The following is a 22593-nucleotide window of genomic DNA, read 5'->3' as shown; positions in this document are numbered from 1 at the left end:
GAGCGTGGGTTTCCTGTCCGGCCTGCAGCCTGTAGCGCTTTTATCGGCTTTTAGTTATGCGCGTGCAGAGCTTCGTTGAGCTCGATGGCCGACTTGTGGGTCTTGCACTCCACGGCGCCGCTCTGCGAGTTACGACGGAACAGCAGGTCCGGCTGGCCAGCCAGCTCGCGGGCCTTGACCACGCGCACCAGGTTGCCCTGCTCGTCGAGCAGCGCCACCTTGGTGCCGGCGGTGACATACAGGCCGGACTCCACGGTGTTGCGGTCACCCAGCGGAATGCCGATACCGGCATTGGCGCCAATCAGGCAGCCTTCGCCGACGCTGATGACGATGTTGCCGCCACCGGACAGGGTGCCCATGGTCGAGCAGCCGCCGCCGAGGTCCGAGCCCTTGCCGACGAATACCCCGGCCGAGACACGCCCTTCGATCATCCCCGGACCGGCGGTGCCGGCGTTGAAGTTGACGAAGCCTTCGTGCATGACCGTGGTGCCTTCACCGATGTAGGCGCCCAGACGGATGCGCGAGCTGTCGGCCAGGCGCACGCCACTGGGTACCACGTAGTCGGTCATCTTGGGGAACTTGTCCACGGAGAACACCTCCAGCAGCTCACCCTTCAGGCGGGCTTCCAGCTGGCGCTCGGCCAGTTCGCTGAGGTCTACCGCGCCCTGGCTGGTCCAGGCCACATTGGGCAGCAGCGGGAAGATGCCGGTCAGGTTCAGGCCATGCGGCTTGACCAGGCGATGCGACAGCAGGTGCAGCTTGAGATAGGCCTCGGGCGTCGAACTCAGCGCGCTGTCCTCGGCCAGCACGCAGACCACCAGCGGCTTTTCGCTTTCCGCGAGGCGCTTGAGCAGTGCCGACTGCAGCGGGTCGATGTGCTTCAGCGCAGCGGCCAGGTCACAGGCCTGGTTCTTGGTGATGGGCAGTGCCTGGTTGCCTTCCTGGTAACCGATCAGCGGGCAGACGGCCTCGACCAGTTCGGCGGCTGGATGCAGCAGCGGCTGGGCATAAAAGACTTCCAGCCAGGCGCCCTGGCGGTTCTGGGTGCCTACGCCGAAGGCGATGCTGAAGAGAGGAGTGGTCATGGGCAATGTCCTTGTAGCTAAGGGGGAAAAAGGTTCAGGCAAAGGCGCTGGCGTAGTGCTCGGGCTTGAAGCCCAGCAGGCTGCGTTCGCCCAGGTCGAGTACCGGGCGCTTGATCATGGACGGCTGGGCGAGCATCAGGGCAATCGCCTTGGCCTGGTCGAGATCGGCCTTGTCGGCGTCGCTGAGCTTGCGAAAGGTCGTGCCGGCACGGTTGAGTACCTTGTCCCAGCCGTGTTCCTCGCACCAGCGCTGCAGGTGCTGGGCGTCGATGCCGGCGACCTTGTAGTCGTGGAAGTGGTAGCCGATCGCCTGCTCGTCGAGCCATTGGCGGGCTTTCTTCATGGTGTCGCAGGCTTTGATGCCGTACAGGGTCGGGGTCATGGCGTGCAGATCCTGGCGCGGGATGGGGCGGCGATTATGCCACAGGCAATGGCCAGCTCAGCGGCTGGCCAGGTAGTTGCGAATGCGCTGGGCGGCTTCGATGCATTCCTCCAGCGGTGCGACCAGCGCCATGCGAATGCGCCCGGCCCCAGGGTTGATGCCCTCCACCTCGCGCGACAGGTATGAGCCGGGGACCACGGTGACATGCTGGGTGGCGAACAGCTCGCGGGTGAATTGCTGCTCGTCCATGCCGGTATTGGCCCACAGGTAGAAGCTGCCATCGGGACGCTGCACATCCAGAACCGGCGCCAGGATGTCCAGTACGGCTGTGAACTTGGCACGGTATTGCTCGCGGTTGGCGCGCACGTGCGCTTCGTCATGCCAGGCGGCGATGCTGGCCAGTTGCGTCTGCACCGGCATGGCACAGCCGTGATAGGTGCGGTAGAGCAGGAAGTCCTTGAGGATGGCGGCATCGCCAGCCACGAAGCCCGAGCGCAGCCCTGGCAGGTTGGAGCGCTTGGACAGGCTGTGGAACACCACGCAGCGGGCAAAGTCGCTACGTCCCAGTTCCACGCAGGCGCTGAGCAGACCGGGCGGCGGGTTGCCTTCGTCGAAGTACAGCTCGCTGTAGCACTCGTCGGCGGCAATGATGAAGTTGTACTGGTCGGCCAGGGCAATCAGCTGCTTGAGCGTGCTCATGGGCGTCAGCGCGCCGGTGGGGTTGCCCGGCGAGCAGAGGAAAAGAATTTGCGTGCGTTGCCATACCTCCGCCGGCACCGCGGCATAGTCCGGATTGAAGCCGTTTTCGGCCAGGCAGGGCAGGTAGTAGGGCGTAGCGCCGGCCAGCAGCGCGGCGCCTTCGTAGATCTGGTAGAACGGGTTGGGTGACAGCACCAGCGCCGGCTGCTGGCGGTCGATGACTGCCTGGGTAAAGGCGAACAGCGCCTCGCGGGTGCCGTTGACCGGTAACACATGGCGGGCACTGTCCAGCCAGCCAGCCGGCACGGCAAAGCGCCGCTGGCACCAGCCGCTGATGGCTTCGCGCAGGGCCGGCAGGCCCAGGGTGGTGGGGTACACGGCAAGCTGCGCGAGGTTGTCGGCCAGGGCCTGGGCAACGAAGGGCGGTGCCGGGTGCTTGGGCTCGCCAATCGACAGGGCGATTGGCCGCAGTTCAGCGGGGGGTTGAACATTGGCCAGCAGGGCGCGCAGCTTCTCGAAGGGGTAGGGGTGTAGCTGTTGCAGTGCGGGGTTCATCGGGCAAGGCTCCGGACAGAAGGCGGCGCGTGGCAGCACAGGCTGCCGCGCGGGTCAGAATTCGATACGTTGCGGCTCGCAGCCACCCTGGGCTTCGCTCAACTGGCCGACGATGGTCTGCTGCAGGCGGCTGCACAATTCAGGGTCGGCCAGTGGCTGGTTGTCGGCATCGGTAATGAAGAACACGTCTTCCACGCGTTCGCCGAGCGTGGCGATCTTGGCGTTCTGCAGCGACAGGTCGAAGTCGAGAAAGATGCGCCCCAGGCGGGCCAGCAATCCGGGGCGGTCGGGGGCGATGACCTCGAGAACGGTTACCGGGCGCTGTGCATCGTTATGGATGGTCACCTGCGGGGCGAAGGCGAAGTGCTTGAGCTGACGCGGTACGCGGCGCTGAATGATGGTTGGGTAGTCGTCGGGGTTCTTCAGCGCGGCGACCAGACCATCGCGAATTTCCCGGATACGCGCCGGGTTGTCGCCAATCGCTCCGCCATCGGCATCCAGCACCATGTAGGTGTCGAGGGTGAACTGACTGGTCGAGGTGATGATGCGCGCGTCCTGAATGTCCAGGTTGAGCTGACTCATGGCCGCCACGGTGACCGCGAAGAAGTCGTGCTGGTCCGGTGCGTAGATGAAGATCTGCGTCGCGCCGCCGAGTTCCTGCTGGCTGCTGCCGCGAATCAACACCAGCGGGTCCTGGCCATGGGGGTGCTGGAGAATGGCGGCGGTGTGCCAGGCCACATCGTCGGGGCTGTGGCGCAGGAAATAGTCATCGCCCAGCTGCGACCAGAGCAGCTCGGCCTGGTCAGCGTCCTGTTCGGCGGCAATCAATAGCTCGCGTGCACTGTCCTGGGTCTGGCGGATTTGCTCTTCGCGGTCCAGCGGGTTTTCCAGGCCGCGGCGCAGGGTAGCCTTGGTGGCACTGTACAGTTGGCGCAGCAGACTGGCGCGCCAGGCGTTCCAGAGGGTCGGGTTGGTGGCGTTGATATCCGCCACGGTCAGTACATAGAGGTAGTCCAGGCGGGTCTGGTCGCCGACACGCTGGGCAAAGTCGTAGATGACCTGAGGGTCGGAAATGTCCTGGCGCTGCGCGGTGGTCGACATGATCAGGTGATTGCGTACCAGCCATACCACCAGGCGGCTGTCCCAGGCCGGCAACTGGTGACGCAGGCAGAATGCCTCGGCATCCACCGCGCCGAGTTCCGAATGGTCGCCGCCACGGCCCTTGCCGATGTCGTGGTATAGCCCGGCGATGTAGATCAGTTCGGGCTTGGCCAGGGTGTCGATCAGCTCGGCGGCCAGCGGGAATTTCTCGGCCATTTCCGGCCAGCGGAACTTGCGCAGGTGCTTGATCAGGTTGAGGGTGTGCGCATCCACCGTATAGATGTGGAACAGGTCGTGCTGCATCTGTCCGACAATTCGCCCGAACTCCGGCAGGTAGCGGCCAAGAATGCCGTAGCGGTTCATGCGTCGCAGGTTGCGGTGGATGCCCTCGCGGCTCTTGAACAGCTCGATGAACAGGCTGGTGTTACGGATGTCGCGGCGGAAATCCTCGTCGATCAGGTGGCGGGCATCACGCAGCAGGCGGATAGTGCCGGCTTCCACGCCCTTGAGGTGTGGGTTTTGTGCGAGCAGTACGAAGATTTCCAGAATGGCGAAGGGCGTGCGCTGGAACACCTTGGGGTGTGCGGCGACCAGGAAGCGCCCACGCACCAGGAAACGACTGTTCAGCGGTTGTGCCAGGGGACTTTGTCCGGCATCGAGGATCACTTCCTGAAAATGCTGCATGATCAGGTCGTTCAGTTCGGCTACCGCCATCACGGCGCGGTAGTACTTCTGCATCATTTGCTCGACGGCCAGCTTGCCCGGCTGGTCGTGCAGGCCGAGCAGCTCGGCGATGCGATTCTGGTAGTCGAACAGCAGGCGGTCCTCGGCGCGGCCGGCGAGCATGTGCAAGGCATAGCGCACCTTCCACAGCAGGTCCTGGGAGGCGGTCAGCAGGCTGGCCTCGGACTCGATAAGGAATCCCTGGGCGGCCATGGCTTGCAGGTTGAGGGTGCCGAACTGGCGGCGGGCGATCCACAGGATGGTCTGGATGTCGCGTAGCCCGCCTGGCGAGCCCTTGACGTTGGGCTCCAGGTTGTACTCGGTGTCGTTGTACTTGCGATGGCGGGCGCGCTGTTCTTCGCGCTTGCCAAGAAAGAAGGCCCGGCTGGGCCACATCTGCTCCGCTGAAGTAGCGTCCTGCATGCGCTGGCGCAGGTGTTCGGGGCCGGCAATGGTGCGGCTTTCCATCAGGTTGGTGATCACCGTCAGGTCAGCCCGTGCCTCTTCGGCGCACTCGGCAACGCTACGCACGCTTTGTCCGACTTCCAGGCCGATATCCCAGAGCAGGGTGAGGAAGCCTTCGATGCTCTCGCGATGCTGCTCGTGGTTGGCCCGTTCCAGGAGGATCAGCAGGTCGATATCCGAGTAGGGGTGCAGCTCGCCGCGTCCGTAGCCGCCGACCGCCAGCAGGGCAATGTCGTCGGCCTCGCCCCAGGCAAAGCGTTGCCAGGCGGCGGCAAGCAGCTGGTCGACGAACCAGGCACGCTCATGGATCAGCCGGCGAATGTCGCGCTGGCTGCAGAAGCGCTGGTCCAGCACGCTGCGTGCCTGCTGGATGGCTTTCTTGAAGGCCGCAATCGGGCTGCTCTTGAGCGCGAGCTCTGCCTGAAACTGGCTGGGGTCGAACAGCTCCGGATCGGTGTGCGGCATGCGACTTCCTCGGGATGGGCTTAGGGCGCGCGGCGCGGCAGGGTGTCGTCGCTGCGCAGGGTGAAGATTTCGTAGCCGTCGGCGGTGACCAGTACGGTGTGCTCCCATTGCGCGGAGAGCTTGCGATCCTTGGTAATGGCCGTCCAGCCATCGCCCAGCAGGCGGGTTTCCGCGCGCCCCTGATTGATCATCGGTTCGATGGTGAAGGTCATGCCTTCCTTGAGTTCCAGGCCGGTGCCGGCCTTGCCGTAGTGCAGTACTTGCGGTTCTTCGTGGAACACGGCGCCGATACCGTGGCCGCAGTATTCGCGGACTACGGAGTAGCCGTGTTTCTCCGCGTGTTTCTGGATCACTTCGCCGATGTCACCCAGTCGGGTGCCGGGACGCACCAGTTCGATGCCCTTGTACAGGCATTCCTGGGTAATCCGGCAGAGCTTTTCCGCCCATTCCGGCACTTTGCCAACCAGGAACATCTTGCTGGTGTCGCCGTGGTAGCCATCCTTGATCACGGTGATATCGATATTGACGATGTCACCTTCCTTGAGTGGCTTGTCGTTGGGGATGCCATGGCAGACCACATGGTTGATCGACGTGCAGATGGACTTGGGGAAGCCCTTGTAGTTGAGAGGGGCGGGGATGGCTTGCTGTACGTTGACAATATAGTCGTGGCACAGGCGATCCAGTTCCTCGGTGGTGACCCCGGGCTTGACGTGTTCGCCGATCATCTCCAGCACTTCGGCGGCCAGGCGGCCGGCCACGCGCATTTTCTCGATTTCAGCGGGGGACTTGAGGGTGACGGTCATAGCAGCTCTCGGGGGGGCTAAACAGAAAGGCGCGTATATTAACAGCTACAGCTCGTAAGCCCCAAAGTGCAGCTGCACGCTTGGGCTCTTGCATTGCGGCGTGTAGCGTGTGGCGGTGTTCTGTGGTATAAAACGCACCGCTTTGCGGGCGACATGCCTGGAAAGCCTTAACTCCGCACACGCATCGACACGGTCGCCTGGGTGCCCGCAAGGGTTGGCAGCTGGGGTGCGTGGAGGCCTAACCCGTTTCTTTCGAGGAATAGCAATGACTCAAGTCACCATGCGCGACATGCTGAAGGCCGGTGTGCACTTCGGCCACCAGACCCGTTACTGGAACCCGAAAATGGGCAAGTTCATTTTCGGCTCGCGCAACAAGATCCACATCGTAAACCTGGAAAAAACCCTGCCGATGTTCAACGAAGCCCTGGCTTTCGTTGAAAAGCTGGCTGCTGGCAAGAACAAGATTCTGTTCGTCGGCACCAAGCGTTCGGCCAGCAAGATCGTTCGCGAAGAAGCCAGCCGTTGCGGCATGCCCTACGTTGATCATCGCTGGTTGGGCGGCATGCTGACCAACTACAAAACCATCCGTGCTTCGATCAAGCGCCTGCGTGATCTGGAAACCCAGTCCCAGGACGGCACCTTTGCCAAGCTGACCAAGAAAGAAGCGCTGATGCGTACCCGTGATCTGGAGAAACTGGATCGCAGCCTGGGTGGTATCAAGGACATGGGCGGCCTGCCGGACGCACTGTTCGTGATCGACGTTGACCACGAGCGCATCGCCATCACCGAAGCCAACAAGCTGGGTATCCCGGTAATTGGCGTGGTTGATACCAACAGCAGCCCGGAAGGCGTTGACTACATCATCCCGGGTAACGACGACGCCATCCGCGCCGTTCAGCTGTACCTGGCTTCCATGGCCGATGCCGTCATCCGTGGCCGTGGCAACGCTGCCGTGAGCGCTGACGAGTTCGTCGAGGAAGCTGCTTCCGAGGCCGCTGAAGGCTAAGTTCGGAGCGTCTGACGCAACCCGATCCGCAAGAAGGGGGCTAGGCCCCCTTTTTGCCAACTTCGAATTGCCGGTCTGTGTTTGTGCAGGTCGGATGAATGGTTGAATACCACTTCAAGAGGATTGTGACATGGCAGAAATCACTGCAGCCCTGGTTAAAGAACTGCGCGAGCGTACCGGCCAAGGCATGATGGAATGCAAGAAGGCCCTGGTTGCCGCCGGTGGCGACATCGAAAAAGCCATCGACGACATGCGCGCCTCCGGTGCCATCAAGGCCGCCAAGAAGGCTGGCAACATTGCTGCCGAAGGTTCGATTGCCGTGCGTGTCGAGGGTGGCCGCGGCATGATCATCGAAGTCAACTCGCAGACCGACTTCCTGGCCCTGCAGGATGACTTCAAGGCTTTCGTCAAGGAGAGCCTGGACGAAGCCTTTGCCCAGAAACTGACTGAAGCGGCTCCGCTGATCGCTTCCCGCGAATCTGCCCGCGAGGCGCTGGTCGCCAAGTGCGGTGAAAACGTGAACATCCGTCGCCTGGCGACCGTTGAAGGCGAGACCGTTGGCTCTTACCTGCACGGCCACCGCATCGGTGTTCTGGTTCAGCTCAAGGGTGGTAACGAAGAGCTGGCCAAGCACATCGCCATGCACGTAGCTGCCAGCAACCCGGCCGTACTGAGCCCGGCTGACGTTTCCGAAGAGCTGATCGCCAAGGAAAAGGAAATCTTCCTGCAGCTGAACGCCGACAAGATCGCCGGCAAGCCGGAAAACATCGTCGAGAACATGGTCAAGGGTCGTATCGCCAAGTTCCTCGCCGAAGCCAGCCTGACCGAGCAGGCCTTCGTCATGGATCCGGAAGTCAAGGTCGGTGAACTGGCCAAGAAAGCCGGTGCCGAGATCGTTTCCTTCATCCGCTTCGAAGTGGGCGAGGGCATCGAAAAGGCCGAGTCCGACTTCGCTGCCGAAGTGGCTGCCCAGGTCGCTGCTGCCAAGCAATAAGGCTGTTTGCCTGACCCCTGAAGAGGCTGCCCGCTCACGCGTGCGGCCTCTTCGTCAAAATGGCGGGCCACCTGGGGAGGCTCGGCGCGACGGCCCCGCTCGGCGGGTGACCTGGGCGCGTGCACCCTTGAGGTGCCCTGATCGCATGCGCCTGGCGCATGATTATTCAACGCCGCAGGAGAGAAAACGTCATGGCTCAGCAGCCGAACATTCGTCAAGCTCGCTATAAACGCATTCTGCTCAAACTCAGCGGCGAGGCCCTGATGGGCTCTGAGGAGTTTGGCATCGATCCCAAGGTGCTCGACCGTATGGCGCTGGAGATCGGCCAGTTGGTGGGCATTGGCGTACAGGTTGGTCTGGTGATTGGTGGCGGTAACCTGTTCCGTGGTGCCGCGTTGTCGGCAGCCGGTATGGATCGGGTGACTGGCGACCATATGGGCATGCTGGCCACGGTGATGAATGCGTTGGCCATGCGTGACGCGCTGGAGCGCTCGAACATCCCGGCGCTGGTGATGTCGGCCATTTCCATGGTGGGCGTGACCGATCACTATGACCGGCGCAAGGCCGTGCGCCATCTGAATGCCGGTGAAGTGGTTATCTTCGCTGCCGGCACTGGCAATCCGTTCTTTACTACTGACTCGGCGGCCTGCCTGCGCGGTATCGAGATTGATGCCGACCTGGTACTCAAGGCGACCAAGGTGGATGGCGTGTACACTGCCGATCCGTTCAAGGATCCGAATGCCGAGAAATTTGATCGCCTCACCTACGATGAGGTGCTGGACCGCAAGCTGGGTGTCATGGACCTTACCGCCATTTGTTTGGTGCGTGACCACAAGATGCCGCTGCGGGTATTCAACATGAACAAGCCGGGTGCCCTGCTCAATGTCGTGGTAGGGGGTGCCGAAGGTACGCTGGTCGAGGAGAGCGAAGCATGATCAATGAGATCAAGAAGGACGCGCAGGTGCGCATGCAGAAAAGTGTCGAATCGCTGGAGCACGCGTTCGCCAAGATTCGTACCGGGCGTGCGAGCCCGGCCATCCTCGACAGCATCATGGTGTCCTATTACGGCAGCGATACCCCGCTGCGCCAGGTGGCCAACGTGACGGTCGAAGATTCCCGTACCCTGGCGTTGACCGTGTTCGACAAGAGCATGATCCAGGCGGTCGAGAAGGCCATCATGACCTCCGACCTGGGCCTCAATCCGGCCACGGCCGGTACCACCATCCGGGTGCCGATGCCGGCGCTGACCGAAGAAACCCGCAAGGGCTATACCAAGCAGGCGCGCCAGGAAGCCGAGAATGCCCGCGTGGCGGTGCGTAATATTCGCCGTGATGCGTTGGCTCAGCTCAAGGATCTGGTCAAGGAAAAGGAAATCAGCGAAGACGAGGAGCGTCGTGCCGCTGATGAGGTACAGAAGCTGACTGACAAGTTCGTCGCTGAAGTGGAAAAAGCCCTGGAAGGCAAGGAAAAGGATTTGATGGCCGTTTGAGGGCCGGCCTCGTCATGGATAAGACCAATCCCGCTGTGCCGCGGCATGTTGCCATCATCATGGATGGCAACAACCGCTGGGCCAAGAAGCGCCTGCTGCCCGGTGTGGCTGGGCACAAGGCCGGCGTCGATGCCGTGCGTGCGGTCATCGAGGTGTGTGCCGATGCCGGCGTCGAGGTGCTGACGCTCTTTGCCTTTTCCAGTGAGAACTGGCAGCGCCCGGCGGATGAGGTCAGCGCCCTGATGGAGCTTTTCCTCGGGGCGTTACGGCGTGAGGTGAAGAAGCTCGACGAGCATGCGATTCGCCTGCGCATCATGGGCGATCGTTCACGTTTCCATCCCGAGTTGCAGGCGGCCATGCGCGAAGCCGAGCAGCGTACTGCCCGGCATACGCGTTTTACCCTGCAGATCGCCGCCAACTATGGGGGGCAGTGGGATATTACCCAGGCTGCACAGCGCCTGGCCCGCGAGGTGCAAGCCGGTCACCTGCGGCCGGAAGATATCAGTCCCTCGCTGCTGCAAGGCTGTCTGGCTACGGCAGACTTGCCGCTGCCCGATCTGTGCATCCGTACCGGTGGCGAACGGCGCATCAGCAACTTCCTGCTTTGGCAGTTGGCTTACAGCGAACTGTATTTTTCCGATCTTTACTGGCCCGACTTCAAGCAGGCTGCCATGCGTGAGGCGCTGGAGGACTTTGCCGGTCGCCAGCGGCGCTTTGGCAAGACCAGCGAGCAGGTCGAGGCCGAGGCGCGCTCCTGATGCTCAAGCAACGTGTGCTCACCGCGCTGTGGCTGTTGCCGCTGGCGCTGGCTGGTTTTTTCTATCTGCACGGGGCGGCTTTTGCCCTGTTCATTGGTCTGGTGGTTTGCCTGGGTGGCTGGGAGTGGGCGCGTCTGGCTGGGCTGCAGGGACAGCCGGCGCGACTGGCCTACAGTGCGCTGGTGGCCGCCTGGCTGTTGGGGCTCTATCAGCTGCCCAGCCTGGCGCCCTGGGTGTTGTGGCTGGCCCTGGCCTGGTGGCTGTGGGCGACTGTGCTGGTGCTGGGCTATCCGCGCAGCCAGCGTTTGTGGGCTGGGCGCCCCGGCAAGTGCCTGATGGGCCTGCTGATCCTGCTGCCGGCCTGGCAAGGGCTGGTGCTGCTCAAGCAGTGGCCGCAAGGTAATGCGCTGATTCTCGCCGTCATGTTGCTGGTGTGGGGGGCAGATATTGGTGCCTATTTTGCCGGCAAGACCTTCGGTAAGCGCAAGCTGGCGCCGCGGGTCAGTCCTGGCAAGAGCTGGGAAGGGGCCATTGGCGGGCTGTGCACCAGCCTGTTGCTGACCCTGGGCTTCGCGCTCTATCAGGGCTGGCCATGGGCTGCCAGTCTGCAGGCCATGCTGGGGGCTGCGCTGATCGTGGCGTTTTCCATCATTGGTGATCTCAACGAGAGCATGTTCAAGCGGCAGGCCGGTATCAAGGACAGCAGTAACTTGCTACCTGGGCATGGCGGCGTGCTGGACCGTATCGATAGCCTGACCGCGGCGGTGCCTTTGTTTGCCTTGTTGCTCTGGTTGGCTGGCTGGGCTGCGCCATGATGCCGGCGCGCGTGACGGTACTGGGTGCCACCGGCTCGATCGGCCTGAGCACCCTGGATGTGCTGGCGCGACATGCCGAGCGCTACGAGGTGTTTGCTTTGACGGCGTTCAGTCGGGTGGATGAGCTGGCAGGTCTGTGCCTGCGCCATCGTCCGCGTCTGGCGGTCGTCGCCGATGTACGAGCGGCTGCCAGCCTGCAGCAACGCTTGCGCGATGCCGGGTTGAACACCGAGGTGTTGTACGGCGAGCAGGCGCTGTGCGAGGTCGCCAGCGCAGCTGAAGTGGATGTGGTGATGGCGGCCATTGTCGGTGCCGCGGGCCTGCGTCCTACGCTGGCTGCCGTGCAGGCGGGCAAGCGTGTGTTGCTGGCCAACAAGGAAGCGCTGGTGATGTCCGGGGCGTTGTTCATGCAGGCGGTACGTCGGCATGCTGCGACCCTGCTGCCCATCGACAGCGAACACAATGCGATTTTTCAGTGTCTGCCGGAACGCACGGGCAGCCTGGAACAGTTGGGCGTGCGGCGTATCCTGCTGACTGCTTCGGGCGGGCCGTTCCGCGAGTTTACCCTCGAGCAGATGGCTAGCGTGACGCCGGCCCAGGCCTGCGCTCATCCGAACTGGTCGATGGGGCAGAAGATTTCCGTCGATTCGGCGAGCATGATGAACAAGGGGCTGGAGCTGATTGAGGCATGCTGGCTGTTCGATGTGCCGCCGGCACGGGTCGAGGTCGTGGTGCACCCGCAAAGCGTCATTCACTCGATGGTCGATTATCTGGATGGCTCGGTGTTGGCCCAGTTGGGCAATCCGGACATGCGTACACCCATCGCGCATGCGCTGGCCTGGCCGGAGCGCATCGACGCTGGCGTCAGTGCGTTGGACCTGTTTCGTATTGCTCGCCTGGATTTCCAGGCCCCGGACGAGCAGCGCTTTCCTTGCCTGCGTCTGGCGCGTCAGGCGGCCGAGCAGGGTGGTACGGCGCCTGCTTTGCTGAATGCCGCCAATGAAGTGGCGGTAGCCGCCTTCCTGGCCGGGCGTATCGGCTTTACGGCCATAGCTGCGTTGATCGAGGAGGTTTTGCAGCGTGAGCCAGTCGCTGCTGCCGATGACTTGCAGCAGGTGTTCGCCGCTGATGCACGGGCGCGTGAACTGGCGGACGCCTGGCTGGTCAGACAGGCAGGCTGAGCGGAGCCCTGGGGGCTAGCGCGTTTAACGGAGAACGACCATGTCGGCAATCTACATGCTACTGGGCACACTGGTGGCGCTGGGGGTGCTGGTCACCATTCACGAGTTCGGGCACTTTTGGGTAGCACGCCGCTGCGGTGTCAAAGTGTTGCGCTTTTCCGTGGGTTTCGGTACCCCGTTATGGCGCTGTCGCGATCGCCAGGACACCGAGTTCGTGATTGCCGCCATTCCGCTGGGCGGCTACGTGAAAATGCTCGATGAGCGCGAAGAGTCGGTTCCCGAGGCCTTGCGCGATCAGGCGTTCAATCGTAAGCCGGTAGGCCAGCGCATCGCCATTGTCGCGGCAGGGCCGCTGGCCAACTTCCTACTGGCACTGGTGTTTTTCTGGGTGTTGGCCATGCTCGGCAGCCAGCAGGTCAAGCCGGTGGTGGGTGAGCTGCTACCAGGTAGTCCTGCCGAACTGGCTGGGGTGCGACCCGGCGAAGAAATCGTTGCGGTAGATGGCAAGACCACTTCTGGCTGGTCGGCGGTCAATCTGCAATTGGTCAAGCGTCTGGGTGAAACCGGCAGTTTGCGCCTGGAACTGGTAACGCCGGGCGATAGCCTGGCGCGTCAGGTGGATGTGCCGCTGCAGGCCTGGTTGCGTGGCGCACATGATCCGGATCCGCTGGCTGGGTTGGGTATTCGCCCATGGCGTCCGCAGGTGACGGCGCGTCTGGCTCATCTTGATGAGAGTGGGCCGGCCGCCGCCGCCGGCTTGCGCCTGGGTGACCATTTGCTGAGCCTGGATGGCCAGCCGGTGGGTGACTGGGCAGATTGGGTGCGTGCTATCCAGCAACGCCCTGGGGAAGCTGTACGAGTGGGCTTCGAGCGTGACGGTCTGGTCCAGGAGCTGAGCATAACGCTTGCCGAACGTGGTCAGACTGGTTATCTCGGCGCCGGGGTGGCGGCAGGGGAGTGGCCGGCGCAGATGCTTCGTGAGGAGCGCTTCGGGCCCTTTGCGGGACTGCTCGAAGGTGCTCGGCGCACCTGGTCGATGACCCTGCTGACCCTTGATTCGCTGAAGAAAATGCTGCTCGGCGAGCTGTCGGTAAAAAACTTGAGTGGGCCGATAACCATTGCTAAAGTGGCGGGCGCTTCAGCCCAGTCCGGCCTTGGCGATTTTCTCCATTTTCTCGCCTACCTGAGCATCAGCCTGGGTGTGTTGAATCTGTTGCCGATTCCTGTCCTGGACGGGGGCCACCTGTTGTTGTACCTGGTCGAGCTGGTGCGCGGCCGGCCCTTGTCGGAGCGGGTGCAGACGTGGGGGATGCAGATCGGCATCAGCCTGGTCATTGGGGTGATGTTGCTGGCCCTGTTCAATGATCTGGGCCGCTTGTAACGCATCGCTGATTTTTCGGATCAGCCGTCGCTGACGGCCGGTTCTTTATTATTAGATGGAATAAAAGGACTTCATGAAACGCTTCCTGCTCCCCGCGGCTATGACCGCGCTCATGATCCCCGCAGTTCAGGCCGAGTCCTTCACCATCAACGATATTCGCGTCAATGGCTTGCAGCGTGTCTCGGCGGGCAGCGTGTTCGGCGCCTTGCCGTTGAGCGTCGGTGATCAGGTCAGCGACCAGCGTCTGGTAGAGGCCACCCGCGCGCTGTTCAAAACCGGCTTCTTCCAGGATATCCAGCTGGGTCGCGACGGCAACGTCCTGGTTATCAGCGTAGTTGAGCGGCCGTCCATTTCCGGTATCGAGATCGAGGGCAACAAGGCGATTTCCACCGAAGACCTGCTCAAGGGCCTGAATCAGTCCGGGCTGGCCGAGGGTGAGATTTTCCAGCGTGCCACGCTGGAGGGCGTGCGCAACGAGTTGCAACGCCAGTATGTGGCCCAGGGCCGTTATTCGGCGGAGATCCAGGCAGAAGTGATTCCCCAGCCGCGCAACCGTGTGGCCCTGAAGATCACCATCAACGAAGGCAGCGTGGCGGCCATCCAGCACATCAACGTGGTGGGTAACACGGTATTTGCTGACGAGCAGTTGATCGACCTGTTCGAGCTGAAGACCAGCAACTGGCTGTCTTTCTTCAAGAACGACGACAAGTATGCCCGCGAGAAGCTGTCCGGTGACCTGGAGCGGCTGCGCTCCTACTATCTGGACCGCGGCTACATCAACATGGACATCACCTCTACCCAGGTGTCCATCACGCCGGACAAGAAGCATGTCTACATCACCGTCAACGTCGACGAGGGTGAGAAGTACACGATCCGCGAAGTCAAGCTGACCGGCGATCTCAAGGTGCCGCAGGAAGAAGTCGAAGCCCTGCTGCTGGTCCAGCAAGGCCAGGTGTTCTCGCGCAAGCTGATGACGACGACCTCCGAGCTGGTGACTCGCCGTCTGGGCAACGAGGGTTATACCTTTGCCAACGTCAACGGCATCCCGCAGGCCCACGACGAGGACAACAGTGTCACCATCACCTTTGCCGTCGATCCGGGCAAACGCGCCTATGTCAACCGCATCAACTTCCGTGGCAATACCAAGACCGAAGATGAAGTGCTGCGCCGCGAAATGCGCCAGATGGAAGGCGGCTGGGCTTCGACCTACCTGATCGACCAGTCCAAGGCACGCCTGGAGCGCCTGGGCTACTTCAAGGAAGTCAACGTGGAAACCCCGGCCGTACCGGGTAGTGATGATCAGGTCGATGTTAACTACAGCGTCGAGGAACAACCCTCCGGTTCGATCACTGCCAGCGTCGGTTTCGCGCAGAACGCCGGTCTGATCCTCGGTGGTTCGATCAGCCAGAACAACTTCCTGGGTAGTGGTAACAAGGTCAGCATCGGTCTGACTCGCAGCGAATACCAGGAGTCGTACAATTTCGGTTTTGTCGATCCCTACTGGACCATCGACGGCGTCAGCCTGGGCTACAACGCCTTCTATCGCACCACCGATTACGACGAGCTCAACACCAGCGTGTCCAGCTATGCAGTAGACAGCTATGGCGGTGGCATCAACATCGGTTATCCGATTACCGAGACTTCGCGTATCAACTATGGGCTGAGTGTCCAGCAGGACGACATCAGTACCGGCATCTACACCGTCGATGAAATTTTCGATTTCATGAAGCAGGAAGGCGACAGCTACCTGAACTTCAAGGGCTCGATTGGCTGGTCGGAGTCGACCCTGAATCGTGGCACCATGGCGACCCGCGGTTATTCGCAGAGCCTGGTGCTGGAAACCACTCTGCCGGGTAGTGACCTGTCGTTCTACCGCCTCGACTATAACGGTCAGGTCTTCAAGGGGCTGACCCAGAACACTGCTCTGCGTTTCCATGGACGCCTGGGCTATGCCGACAGCTATGGCTCGACCAGCGAGCTGCCATTCTACGAACACTACTATGCCGGCGGTTTCGGCTCGGTGCGTGGTTACAAAGACAGCAGCCTGGGCCCGCGCAGTACGCCGAGCCGGGGTACCAATCCGGGGACTGCGCTCGATCCGGATCAGGATCCGTTGCCCTTTGGTGGTAACGTGCTGGTGCAGGGCGGCGTCGAGTACCTGTTCCCCATGCCGTTCGTCAAGGATCAGCGCTCGCTGCGCACCGTGCTGTTCTGGGATGTGGGCAACGTATTCGATACCAACTGCAGTGATACCCAGAAAAATGGCGTGCCTGGTGGCCGTAGCAAGGATGCCGCCTGTGACCTGGATCTGAGCAACCTGGCCAGTTCGGTGGGTGTCGGTCTGACCTGGGTAACCGCTCTGGGCCCGCTGAGTTTCAGCCTGGGCATGCCGATCATGAAGCCGGATGACGCAGATACCCAGGTGTTCCAGTTCTCCCTCGGCCAAACCTTCTAATTGCTACACCACTTGAACAGACAACAGTAATTGTTGCAGGAGTGCATCGTGCGTAAGTTGACTCAATGGGTTCTGGTTTCTGCTGCTCTGCTGGCCGCTACTCCGGCCCTCGCAGAAATGAAGGTGGCGGTGCTGAACTACCAAATGGCCCTCCTGGAGTCCGATGCCGCGAAGAAGTATGCCGTCGATGCGGAGAAGAAATTCGGTCCGCAACTCAATCGCCTGAAGGGTCTGGAATCCGATGCCAAGCGCATTCAGGACCGCCTGGTCAAGGATGGCGAGAAAATGCAGCAAGCCGAGCGTGAGCGCCTGGAGCTGGAGTTCAAGCAAAAGGCCCGTGACTTCCAGTTCCAGTCCAAGGAGCTCAATGAAGCCAAGGCACTGGCCGACCGCGACATGCTGCAACAGCTCAAGCCGAAGCTCGACAAGGCCGTGGAAGAGGTCATCAAGCAGGGTAATTACGATCTGGTGCTGGAGCGTGGTGCCGTGGTCGATGTCAAACCGCAGTTCGACATCACCCGCAAGGTTATCGAGCGCATGAACCAGTCGCGCTAAGCATGGCGGTCCTGTCTTTCAGTCTTGGCCAACTGGCCGAGCAGCTCGGCGCTACCCTGCAGGGTGATGCCGAGCTTCGTATCAGCGGGCTGGCTGCGTTGCAGCAGGCCCAACCCAGTGATCTGAGTTTCCTGGCCAATGCGCAGTACCGCAAATTCCTGGCGAGCAGCCAGGCAGGTGCGGTATTGCTGACCGAGGCAGACGCCCTGGGTTATAGCGGCAATGCACTGATCACTGCCAATCCCTACCTGGCCTATGCGCGACTGTCGCATCTGTTCGATCGCAAGCCTCAGGCGGTGCCGGGTATTCATCCCTCGGCGCTGGTGGCGGCAGATGCCCAGGTCGACCCAACGGCCAGCATTGGTCCTGGCGTGGTGATCGAGAGCCAGGCGCGGATCGGTGCCCAAGTAGTCATCGGTGCCTATTCGGTGGTTGGTGCGCGCAGCTCGATTGGCGACGGTGGCTGGTTGGCCCCGCGCGTCACCCTGTACCACGACGTGCAGATTGGTCAGCGGGTAGTGATCCAGTCCGGTGCGGTGATTGGTGGTGAAGGCTTCGGCTTTGCCAATGACAAGGGTGTCTGGGAAAAGATTGCGCAGATTGGCGGTGTACGCATTGGCGACGATGTGGAAATCGGTGCCAACACCACCATCGACCGCGGCGCGCTCTCCGATACCGTGATCGGCAATGGTGTGAAGCTGGATAACCAGATCATGATCGCGCATAACGTGCAGATTGGCGACCACACCGCCATGGCTGGTTGCGTGGGTATTTCCGGCAGCACCAAGATCGGTCGGCATTGCATGATCGCCGGCGGTGTCGGCATGGTCGGGCATATCGAGGTCTGCGATAACGTGTTTGTTACCGGCATGACCATGGTCACTCGCTCGATCAGCGAGCCTGGGGCCTATTCCTCGGGTACCGCCATGCAACCGGCGGGTGAGTGGAAGAAGAGTGCTGCGCGGATTCGTCAGCTCGACGACATGGCGCGCCGTCTACAGCAGCTGGAAAAACAGCTGGCTGCCGTGACCTCGGGCGGGGATACCTCATCAGAGGCCTGATCCTTTCGCATCCCCCCTATTTTTTAAGGCTCCTGGAACATGATGGACATCAACGAGATTCGCGAATACCTGCCGCACCGCTATCCTTTCCTGCTGGTGGATCGGGTAGTCGAGCTGGATGTCGAGGGCAAGCGCATTCGCGCCTACAAGAATGTCAGCATCAACGAGCCCTTTTTCAACGGTCATTTTCCCGAGCATCCGATCATGCCGGGTGTGCTGATCATCGAAGCTATGGCCCAGGCGGCCGGTATCCTTGGCTTCAAGATGCTCGATGTCACGCCGGCCGATGGTACGTTGTACTACTTTGTGGGTTCGGACAAACTGCGTTTCCGCCAGCCGGTGGTGCCGGGGGATCAGTTGATCCTCGAGGCGCATTTCCTCAGCTGCAAGCGTGGAATCTGGAAGTTCGAATGTCGCGCCAGCGTAGCTGACAAGGAAGTCTGCTCGGCGGAAATCATCTGTGCGGAACGCAAACTATGAGTTTGATTGACCCTCGTGCCATCATCGATCCTTCGGCCCGCCTGGCCGAAGACGTGCAGGTCGGCCCCTGGTCGATCATCGGTGCGGATGTCGAGATTGGCGAGGGTACGGTGATTGGTCCGCATGTGGTGCTCAAGGGCCCCACGCGGATCGGCAAGCACAATCGCATCTACCAGTTTTCCTCGGTTGGCGAAGATACGCCGGATCTGAAATACAAGGGTGAAGCCACCCGCCTGGTGATCGGCGACCACAACGTGATCCGCGAAGGGGTGACCATTCACCGTGGCACCGTGCAGGATCGTAGCGAAACCACCATTGGTGATCACAACCTGATCATGGCCTACGCCCACGTCGGCCATGACAGTGTGATCGGCAACCACTGCATCCTGGTCAACAACACCGCGCTGGCCGGGCATGTGTGGGTGGACGACTGGGCGATTCTTTCCGGCTTTACCCTGGTTCATCAGTTCTGCCGCATCGGCGCACACAGTTTCTCCGGTATGGGTACGGCCATCGGCAAGGATGTACCGGCGTTTGTTACGGTATTTGGCAACCCGGCCGAAGCGCGCAGCATGAACTTCGAAGGCATGCGTCGCCGGGGTTTCTCCAACGAGGCGATCGCCGCGCTGCGTCGCGCCTACAAGGTGGTGTATCGCCAGGGACTGACCGTCGAACAGGCCATGGCCGAACTGGCCGAGAGTGCCGCCAGCTTTCCTGAAGTGGCGGTATTCCGTGACTCGATTCTCGCCTCGACCCGTGGCATTACCCGCTGAGCATGGCTAGTTCGCGTCCCTTGCGGGTTGCCTTGCTGGCTGGCGAGGCCTCTGGCGATATTCTCGGTGCCGGTCTGATGGCGGAAATCCGCGCCCGCCACCCCGATGTGCAATTCATTGGTATTGGCGGGCCGCGCATGATCGCGGCCGGTCTGCACAGTTATTTCCCCATGGAGCGCCTGTCGGTGATGGGCCTGGTGGAAGTGCTGGGACGGCTGCCGGAGTTGCTGGCCCGTCGCCGCCGCCTGCTGCGTACCCTGCTGGCGGAGCGCCCGGACGTATTCATCGGCATCGATGCACCGGACTTCAACCTGACCCTGGAACTCAAGCTGCGCCGTGCCGGGATCAAGACCGTGCACTACGTCAGTCCATCCGTCTGGGCCTGGCGGCAGAAGCGTGTACTGAAGATTCGCGAAGCCTGCGACCTGATGCTGACCCTGTTCCCCTTCGAAGCACAGTTCTACGATGCCCAGCAGGTGCCGGTACGTTTTGTCGGCCACCCGCTGGCCGATAGCATTCCCTGCGAAGTGGATCGCTTGGCGGCACGCCAGCAGCTGCAATTGCCTGCCGATGAGCCGGTCGTGGCCTTGTTGCCCGGCAGTCGTGGCGGAGAGGTGGCCAAGCTCGGCGAGCTGTTCCTCGATGCGGCTGAACGCTTGCGCGCCATGCGCCCGCAACTGCAGTTCGTGTTGCCCTGTGCCAACGCCGAGCGGCGTGCCCAGTTGGAAAGCATGCTGGCCTCGCGCAACCTGCCGCTGCGCCTACTCGATGGCCAGTCCCACGAAGCGCTGGCCGCCTGTGATGCGGTGCTGATCGCCTCCGGTACCGCGACCCTGGAAGCGTTGCTGTTCAAACGGCCGATGGTGGTGGCCTATCGCCTGGCGCCCTTGACCTATAGCATCCTGCGGCGCCTGGTGAAGAGTCCCTATGTGTCGCTGCCCAACCTGCTCGCCGAGCGCATGCTGGTGCCGGAACTGATTCAGGAAGCGGCCACGCCGGACGCTTTGGCGCAGAGCCTGTATTCGCTGCTGGAGGGCGGCCAGGCGCAGACCGATGGCTTCGAAGTCATCCACCGTGCGTTGCGCCGTGATGCCTCTGTGCAGGCTGCCGAAGCGGTGCTGCAACTGATCGAGCCACTCTGATGCAGTTGGGCATGGACTTTGCGCAGGTCGAGGCGCTGGTTGCCGGGGTCGATGAGGTTGGACGCGGACCGCTGTGCGGCGCGGTGGTCACTGCGGCGGTGATCCTCGATCCGCAACGGCCGATCCTCGGTCTCAATGACTCGAAGAAGCTCAGCGAAGCGCGTCGCGAACAGCTGTTCGAGGAAATCCGCGAGAAAGCCCTGGCCTGGTGCATTGCCCGGGCTGAGGTGGAGGAAATCGACCGGCTGAACATCCTCCAGGCCACCCTGCTGGCCATGCAGCGCGCCGTTGAAGGCTTATCCGTGACCCCGCGCCTGGCGCTGATCGATGGCAACCGCTGCCCACGCCTGGCAGTACCCTGCAGCGCCGTGGTCAAAGGTGACAGCCAGGTGCCGGCGATTGCCGCTGCGTCGATCCTTGCCAAAGTCAGTCGTGACCGCGAGATGCATGAGCTGGACCGCCAGTATCCCGGCTATGGCCTGGCCGTGCACAAGGGTTACCCGACCGCCATGCACCTGCAGGCATTGCGCGCCCTGGGGCCTACGCCGATCCACCGGCGCTCCTTTGCCCCGGTGCGGGCACTCCTCGAACCGTCCTGATACACGCCTGAGCGGCTGTTTTGTCGCCTGACGACAAGCATTGGTCGATCCCTGAAAAGTCAGCTATCCCTGCAATAGCGGAAAGTGCCCGACCGCGCAGGCGAGTCCGCTCGCCTGCCTGCGGTTCCTGCCCGGCCAACCCGGGCCCATCACAACAGGCCGCCACAAGCGGCAGGGGAGTTGTCCATGCAAGACATTGCCACTCAGGTCGTCGACCTGCTCAATGGCCTCATCTGGGGCAAGGTGCTGATCTGGTTGCTGGTAGCCTGCGGGGTGTATTTCACCTTGCGCCTGGGCTTTATCCAGTTCCGCCATTTCGGCCACGCCTTCAGCATCCTCAAGGGCAGCCGCCGTTCCGACGAATCCGGCATTTCTTCCTTCCAGGCGCTCTGTACTTCGCTGGCGGCACGCGTCGGTACCGGCAATGTGGCCGGTGTAGCGGTAGCCATTACCCTGGGTGGCCCCGGGGCGATCTTCTGGATGTGGGTGATTGCCCTGCTGGGCATGGCCACCGGCTTTGTCGAAGCCACCCTGGCGCAACTGTTCAAGACCCGCGATGACCGTGGTCAGTACCGTGGCGGCCCGGCCTACTACATGGAAAAGGGCCTGAATGCCCGCTGGATGGGCGTGCTGTTCTCGATCTTCCTGATCATCGCCTTCGGTTTCGTGTTCAACTCGGTGCAGGCCAACACCATCAGCGGTGCTTTACAGGGTGGCTTCGGCATGCCGGAGTGGCTGACCGGTGTAGTGCTGGTACTGGTTACCGCGTTGATCATCTTTGGCGGCCTGCGCGCTATCGCGCGTTTTTCCGAGTTGGCCGTACCGTTCATGGCGGTGGCTTACCTGCTGGTAGCCGTAGCGCTGATCCTCCTCAACCTGGAAAAGATCCCCGGCATCCTCAGCCTGATCGTGCAGAGCGCCTTTGGCCTGCATGAAGCGGCGGCGGGCGGGATTGGCGCGGCCATCCTCAACGGCTTCAAGCGCGGCCTGTTCTCCAACGAAGCCGGCATGGGCTCGGCGCCCAACGCGGCGGCCTCGGCCACGCCCTATCCGCCGCATCCGGTGTCGCAGGGCTATGTGCAGATGGCTGGCGTGTTCATTGACACCCTACTGATCTGTACCGCGTCGGCTGCGATCATCCTGCTGGCCGGTCCGCAGGAGGGCGAGGGCATCATGCTGGTGCAGAATGCGCTGACCCATCAGGTCGGCGACTGGGGCAAGTATTTCCTCACCCTGATCATCCTGTTCTTCGCCTTTACCTCGATCGTCGCCAATTACTTCTACGCGGAGAACTGCCTGGTGTTCATCGAGCACAACCACCCGGCCGGATTGTTGCTGTTCCGCCTGATCGTACTGGGTATGGTGATGTTCGGGGCGATGGCCTCGCTGCCCTTCGTGTGGAACCTGGCTGACCTGTCGATGGGCCTGATGGCCATCACCAACCTGATCGCCATCCTCCTGCTGTTCCCTCTGGTGCTCAAGCTGGCGCGCGACTACAACGCGCAACTCAAGGCCGGCAAGCTGCCGACCTTCGATGCGGCGCAGTACCCGGAAGTGCAGGACAAGCTGGAACCGGGTGTCTGGGACCAACGTTAAGCCACTGACGCCGCAGCGTTGTGCTGCGGC

General features: G+C 62.0%; 21 protein-coding genes. 16 read left to right on the top strand and 5 right to left on the bottom strand.

All coding sequences use genetic code 11. From position 1 onward, the window contains the following. Positions 1-50: 50 nt before the first annotated feature. The 5 genes from dapD to map are packed head-to-tail and all read right to left on the bottom strand — an operon-like array spanning position 51 to position 6278. Positions 51-1085: a 2,3,4,5-tetrahydropyridine-2,6-dicarboxylate N-succinyltransferase gene (dapD, locus tag CFY91_RS10275; RefSeq protein WP_093986273.1), complete on the bottom strand. Its 1035-nt coding sequence runs from the start codon at positions 1083-1085 to the stop codon at positions 51-53. Between the two features lie 34 nt (positions 1086-1119). Continuing rightward, the gene (locus CFY91_RS10270) at positions 1120-1467 is read right to left on the bottom strand and encodes an ArsC family reductase (protein WP_093986272.1); all 348 of its coding nucleotides are present in this window, start codon (positions 1465-1467) and stop codon (positions 1120-1122) included. A 57-nt stretch (positions 1468-1524) separates the two neighbouring features. After that, complete coding sequence (gene dapC / locus CFY91_RS10265) at positions 1525-2721, bottom strand: succinyldiaminopimelate transaminase (RefSeq protein ID WP_093986271.1); 1197 nt, start codon at positions 2719-2721, stop codon at positions 1525-1527. A 54-nt stretch (positions 2722-2775) separates the two neighbouring features. Further along, positions 2776-5475 carry a [protein-PII] uridylyltransferase gene (locus CFY91_RS10260; RefSeq protein WP_093986270.1) on the bottom strand — a complete coding sequence of 900 codons (2700 nt, stop codon included), beginning with the start codon at positions 5473-5475 and terminating at the stop codon, positions 2776-2778. Positions 5476-5495: 20 nt separating this feature from the next. Further along, positions 5496-6278, bottom strand: coding sequence for a type I methionyl aminopeptidase (map, locus tag CFY91_RS10255; protein WP_093986269.1), 783 nt, complete (start codon positions 6276-6278; stop codon positions 5496-5498). A 265-nt stretch (positions 6279-6543) separates the two neighbouring features. Between map and rpsB the strand changes: the two genes are divergently transcribed. The 16 genes from rpsB to CFY91_RS10175 all read left to right on the top strand — a co-directional run bounded on the left by rpsB (position 6544) and on the right by CFY91_RS10175 (position 22563). Next, positions 6544-7284, top strand: coding sequence for a 30S ribosomal protein S2 (gene rpsB / locus CFY91_RS10250; RefSeq protein ID WP_093986268.1), 741 nt, complete (start codon positions 6544-6546; stop codon positions 7282-7284). Positions 7285-7414: 130 nt separating this feature from the next. After that, entirely contained in the window at positions 7415-8278 is an 864-nt protein-coding gene (gene tsf, locus CFY91_RS10245; RefSeq protein ID WP_093986267.1) for a translation elongation factor Ts, read from the top strand. A gap of 191 nt (positions 8279-8469) precedes the next feature. Further along, complete coding sequence (gene pyrH, locus CFY91_RS10240; protein WP_093986266.1) at positions 8470-9213, top strand: UMP kinase; 744 nt, start codon at positions 8470-8472, stop codon at positions 9211-9213. Further along, the gene (frr, locus tag CFY91_RS10235; RefSeq protein WP_093986265.1) at positions 9210-9767 is read left to right on the top strand and encodes a ribosome recycling factor; all 558 of its coding nucleotides are present in this window, start codon (positions 9210-9212) and stop codon (positions 9765-9767) included. The genes pyrH and frr overlap by 4 nt, the downstream gene beginning before the upstream one ends. 14 nt (positions 9768-9781) lie before the next feature. Continuing rightward, positions 9782-10525, top strand: a complete 744-nt coding sequence (gene uppS / locus CFY91_RS10230; RefSeq protein WP_093986264.1) for a polyprenyl diphosphate synthase — start codon at positions 9782-9784, stop codon at positions 10523-10525. Then, entirely contained in the window at positions 10525-11340 is an 816-nt protein-coding gene (locus CFY91_RS10225; protein ID WP_093986263.1) for a phosphatidate cytidylyltransferase, read from the top strand. The genes uppS and CFY91_RS10225 overlap by 1 nt, the downstream gene beginning before the upstream one ends. Beyond that, positions 11337-12521, top strand: coding sequence for a 1-deoxy-D-xylulose-5-phosphate reductoisomerase (gene ispC / locus CFY91_RS10220; protein WP_093986262.1), 1185 nt, complete (start codon positions 11337-11339; stop codon positions 12519-12521). The genes CFY91_RS10225 and ispC overlap by 4 nt, the downstream gene beginning before the upstream one ends. Positions 12522-12561: 40 nt before the next feature. After that, positions 12562-13902 carry an RIP metalloprotease RseP gene (gene rseP, locus CFY91_RS10215; protein ID WP_093986261.1) on the top strand — a complete coding sequence of 447 codons (1341 nt, stop codon included), beginning with the start codon at positions 12562-12564 and terminating at the stop codon, positions 13900-13902. 73 nt (positions 13903-13975) lie between these two features. After that, complete coding sequence (gene bamA / locus CFY91_RS10210; RefSeq protein WP_093986259.1) at positions 13976-16357, top strand: outer membrane protein assembly factor BamA; 2382 nt, start codon at positions 13976-13978, stop codon at positions 16355-16357. 48 nt (positions 16358-16405) lie between these two features. Then, on the top strand, positions 16406-16912 hold the full coding sequence (locus CFY91_RS10205; RefSeq protein ID WP_093986258.1) for an OmpH family outer membrane protein: 507 nt from the start codon (positions 16406-16408) through the stop codon (positions 16910-16912). 2 nt (positions 16913-16914) lie between these two features. After that, on the top strand, positions 16915-17973 hold the full coding sequence (gene lpxD / locus CFY91_RS10200; protein ID WP_093986257.1) for a UDP-3-O-(3-hydroxymyristoyl)glucosamine N-acyltransferase: 1059 nt from the start codon (positions 16915-16917) through the stop codon (positions 17971-17973). Between the two features lie 39 nt (positions 17974-18012). Further along, positions 18013-18453, top strand: coding sequence for a 3-hydroxyacyl-ACP dehydratase FabZ (gene fabZ / locus CFY91_RS10195; RefSeq protein WP_093986256.1), 441 nt, complete (start codon positions 18013-18015; stop codon positions 18451-18453). Beyond that, the gene (gene lpxA / locus CFY91_RS10190; RefSeq protein WP_093986255.1) at positions 18450-19226 is read left to right on the top strand and encodes an acyl-ACP--UDP-N-acetylglucosamine O-acyltransferase; all 777 of its coding nucleotides are present in this window, start codon (positions 18450-18452) and stop codon (positions 19224-19226) included. Before fabZ ends, lpxA begins: the two co-directional genes overlap by 4 nt. Before the next feature lie 2 nt (positions 19227-19228). Next, a complete protein-coding gene (gene lpxB / locus CFY91_RS10185) occupies positions 19229-20368 on the top strand; it encodes a lipid-A-disaccharide synthase (protein ID WP_093986254.1) in 1140 nt (379 codons plus the stop codon). Next, positions 20368-20967, top strand: a complete 600-nt coding sequence (gene rnhB, locus CFY91_RS10180) for a ribonuclease HII (protein WP_093986253.1) — start codon at positions 20368-20370, stop codon at positions 20965-20967. Before lpxB ends, rnhB begins: the two co-directional genes overlap by 1 nt. Positions 20968-21153: 186 nt before the next feature. Further along, positions 21154-22563, top strand: a complete 1410-nt coding sequence (locus tag CFY91_RS10175; protein WP_093986252.1) for an alanine/glycine:cation symporter family protein — start codon at positions 21154-21156, stop codon at positions 22561-22563. Positions 22564-22593 lie beyond the last annotated feature (30 nt).

Source organism: Pseudomonas fluvialis (assembly GCF_002234375.1).
Classification (GTDB): Bacteria; Pseudomonadota; Gammaproteobacteria; order Pseudomonadales; family Pseudomonadaceae; genus Aquipseudomonas; species Aquipseudomonas fluvialis.
This window is presented reverse-complemented; position numbering and strand designations above follow the sequence as displayed.

Bases quoted from the DNA above. Each gene is read 5' to 3' on its own strand.
- uppS (WP_093986264.1), top strand. From the start codon at position 9,782: ATGGATAAGACCAATCCCGCTGTGCCGCGGCATGTTGCCATCATCATG.
- bamA (WP_093986259.1), top strand. From the start codon at position 13,976: ATGAAACGCTTCCTGCTCCCCGCGGCTATGACCGCGCTCATGATCCCC.
- lpxA (WP_093986255.1), top strand. From the start codon at position 18,450: ATGAGTTTGATTGACCCTCGTGCCATCATCGATCCTTCGGCCCGCCTG.
- rseP (WP_093986261.1), top strand. From the start codon at position 12,562: ATGTCGGCAATCTACATGCTACTGGGCACACTGGTGGCGCTGGGGGTG.
- frr (WP_093986265.1), top strand. From the start codon at position 9,210: ATGATCAATGAGATCAAGAAGGACGCGCAGGTGCGCATGCAGAAAAGT.
- CFY91_RS10225 (WP_093986263.1), top strand. From the start codon at position 10,525: ATGCTCAAGCAACGTGTGCTCACCGCGCTGTGGCTGTTGCCGCTGGCG.
- dapD (WP_093986273.1), bottom strand. From the start codon at position 1,085: ATGACCACTCCTCTCTTCAGCATCGCCTTCGGCGTAGGCACCCAGAAC.
- rnhB (WP_093986253.1), top strand. From the start codon at position 20,368: ATGCAGTTGGGCATGGACTTTGCGCAGGTCGAGGCGCTGGTTGCCGGG.
- rpsB (WP_093986268.1), top strand. From the start codon at position 6,544: ATGACTCAAGTCACCATGCGCGACATGCTGAAGGCCGGTGTGCACTTC.
- ispC (WP_093986262.1), top strand. From the start codon at position 11,337: ATGATGCCGGCGCGCGTGACGGTACTGGGTGCCACCGGCTCGATCGGC.
- lpxB (WP_093986254.1), top strand. From the start codon at position 19,229: ATGGCTAGTTCGCGTCCCTTGCGGGTTGCCTTGCTGGCTGGCGAGGCC.
- CFY91_RS10260 (WP_093986270.1), bottom strand. From the start codon at position 5,475: ATGCCGCACACCGATCCGGAGCTGTTCGACCCCAGCCAGTTTCAGGCA.
- dapC (WP_093986271.1), bottom strand. From the start codon at position 2,721: ATGAACCCCGCACTGCAACAGCTACACCCCTACCCCTTCGAGAAGCTG.
- map (WP_093986269.1), bottom strand. From the start codon at position 6,278: ATGACCGTCACCCTCAAGTCCCCCGCTGAAATCGAGAAAATGCGCGTG.
- tsf (WP_093986267.1), top strand. From the start codon at position 7,415: ATGGCAGAAATCACTGCAGCCCTGGTTAAAGAACTGCGCGAGCGTACC.
- CFY91_RS10270 (WP_093986272.1), bottom strand. From the start codon at position 1,467: ATGACCCCGACCCTGTACGGCATCAAAGCCTGCGACACCATGAAGAAA.
- pyrH (WP_093986266.1), top strand. From the start codon at position 8,470: ATGGCTCAGCAGCCGAACATTCGTCAAGCTCGCTATAAACGCATTCTG.
- lpxD (WP_093986257.1), top strand. From the start codon at position 16,915: ATGGCGGTCCTGTCTTTCAGTCTTGGCCAACTGGCCGAGCAGCTCGGC.
- CFY91_RS10175 (WP_093986252.1), top strand. From the start codon at position 21,154: ATGCAAGACATTGCCACTCAGGTCGTCGACCTGCTCAATGGCCTCATC.
- fabZ (WP_093986256.1), top strand. From the start codon at position 18,013: ATGATGGACATCAACGAGATTCGCGAATACCTGCCGCACCGCTATCCT.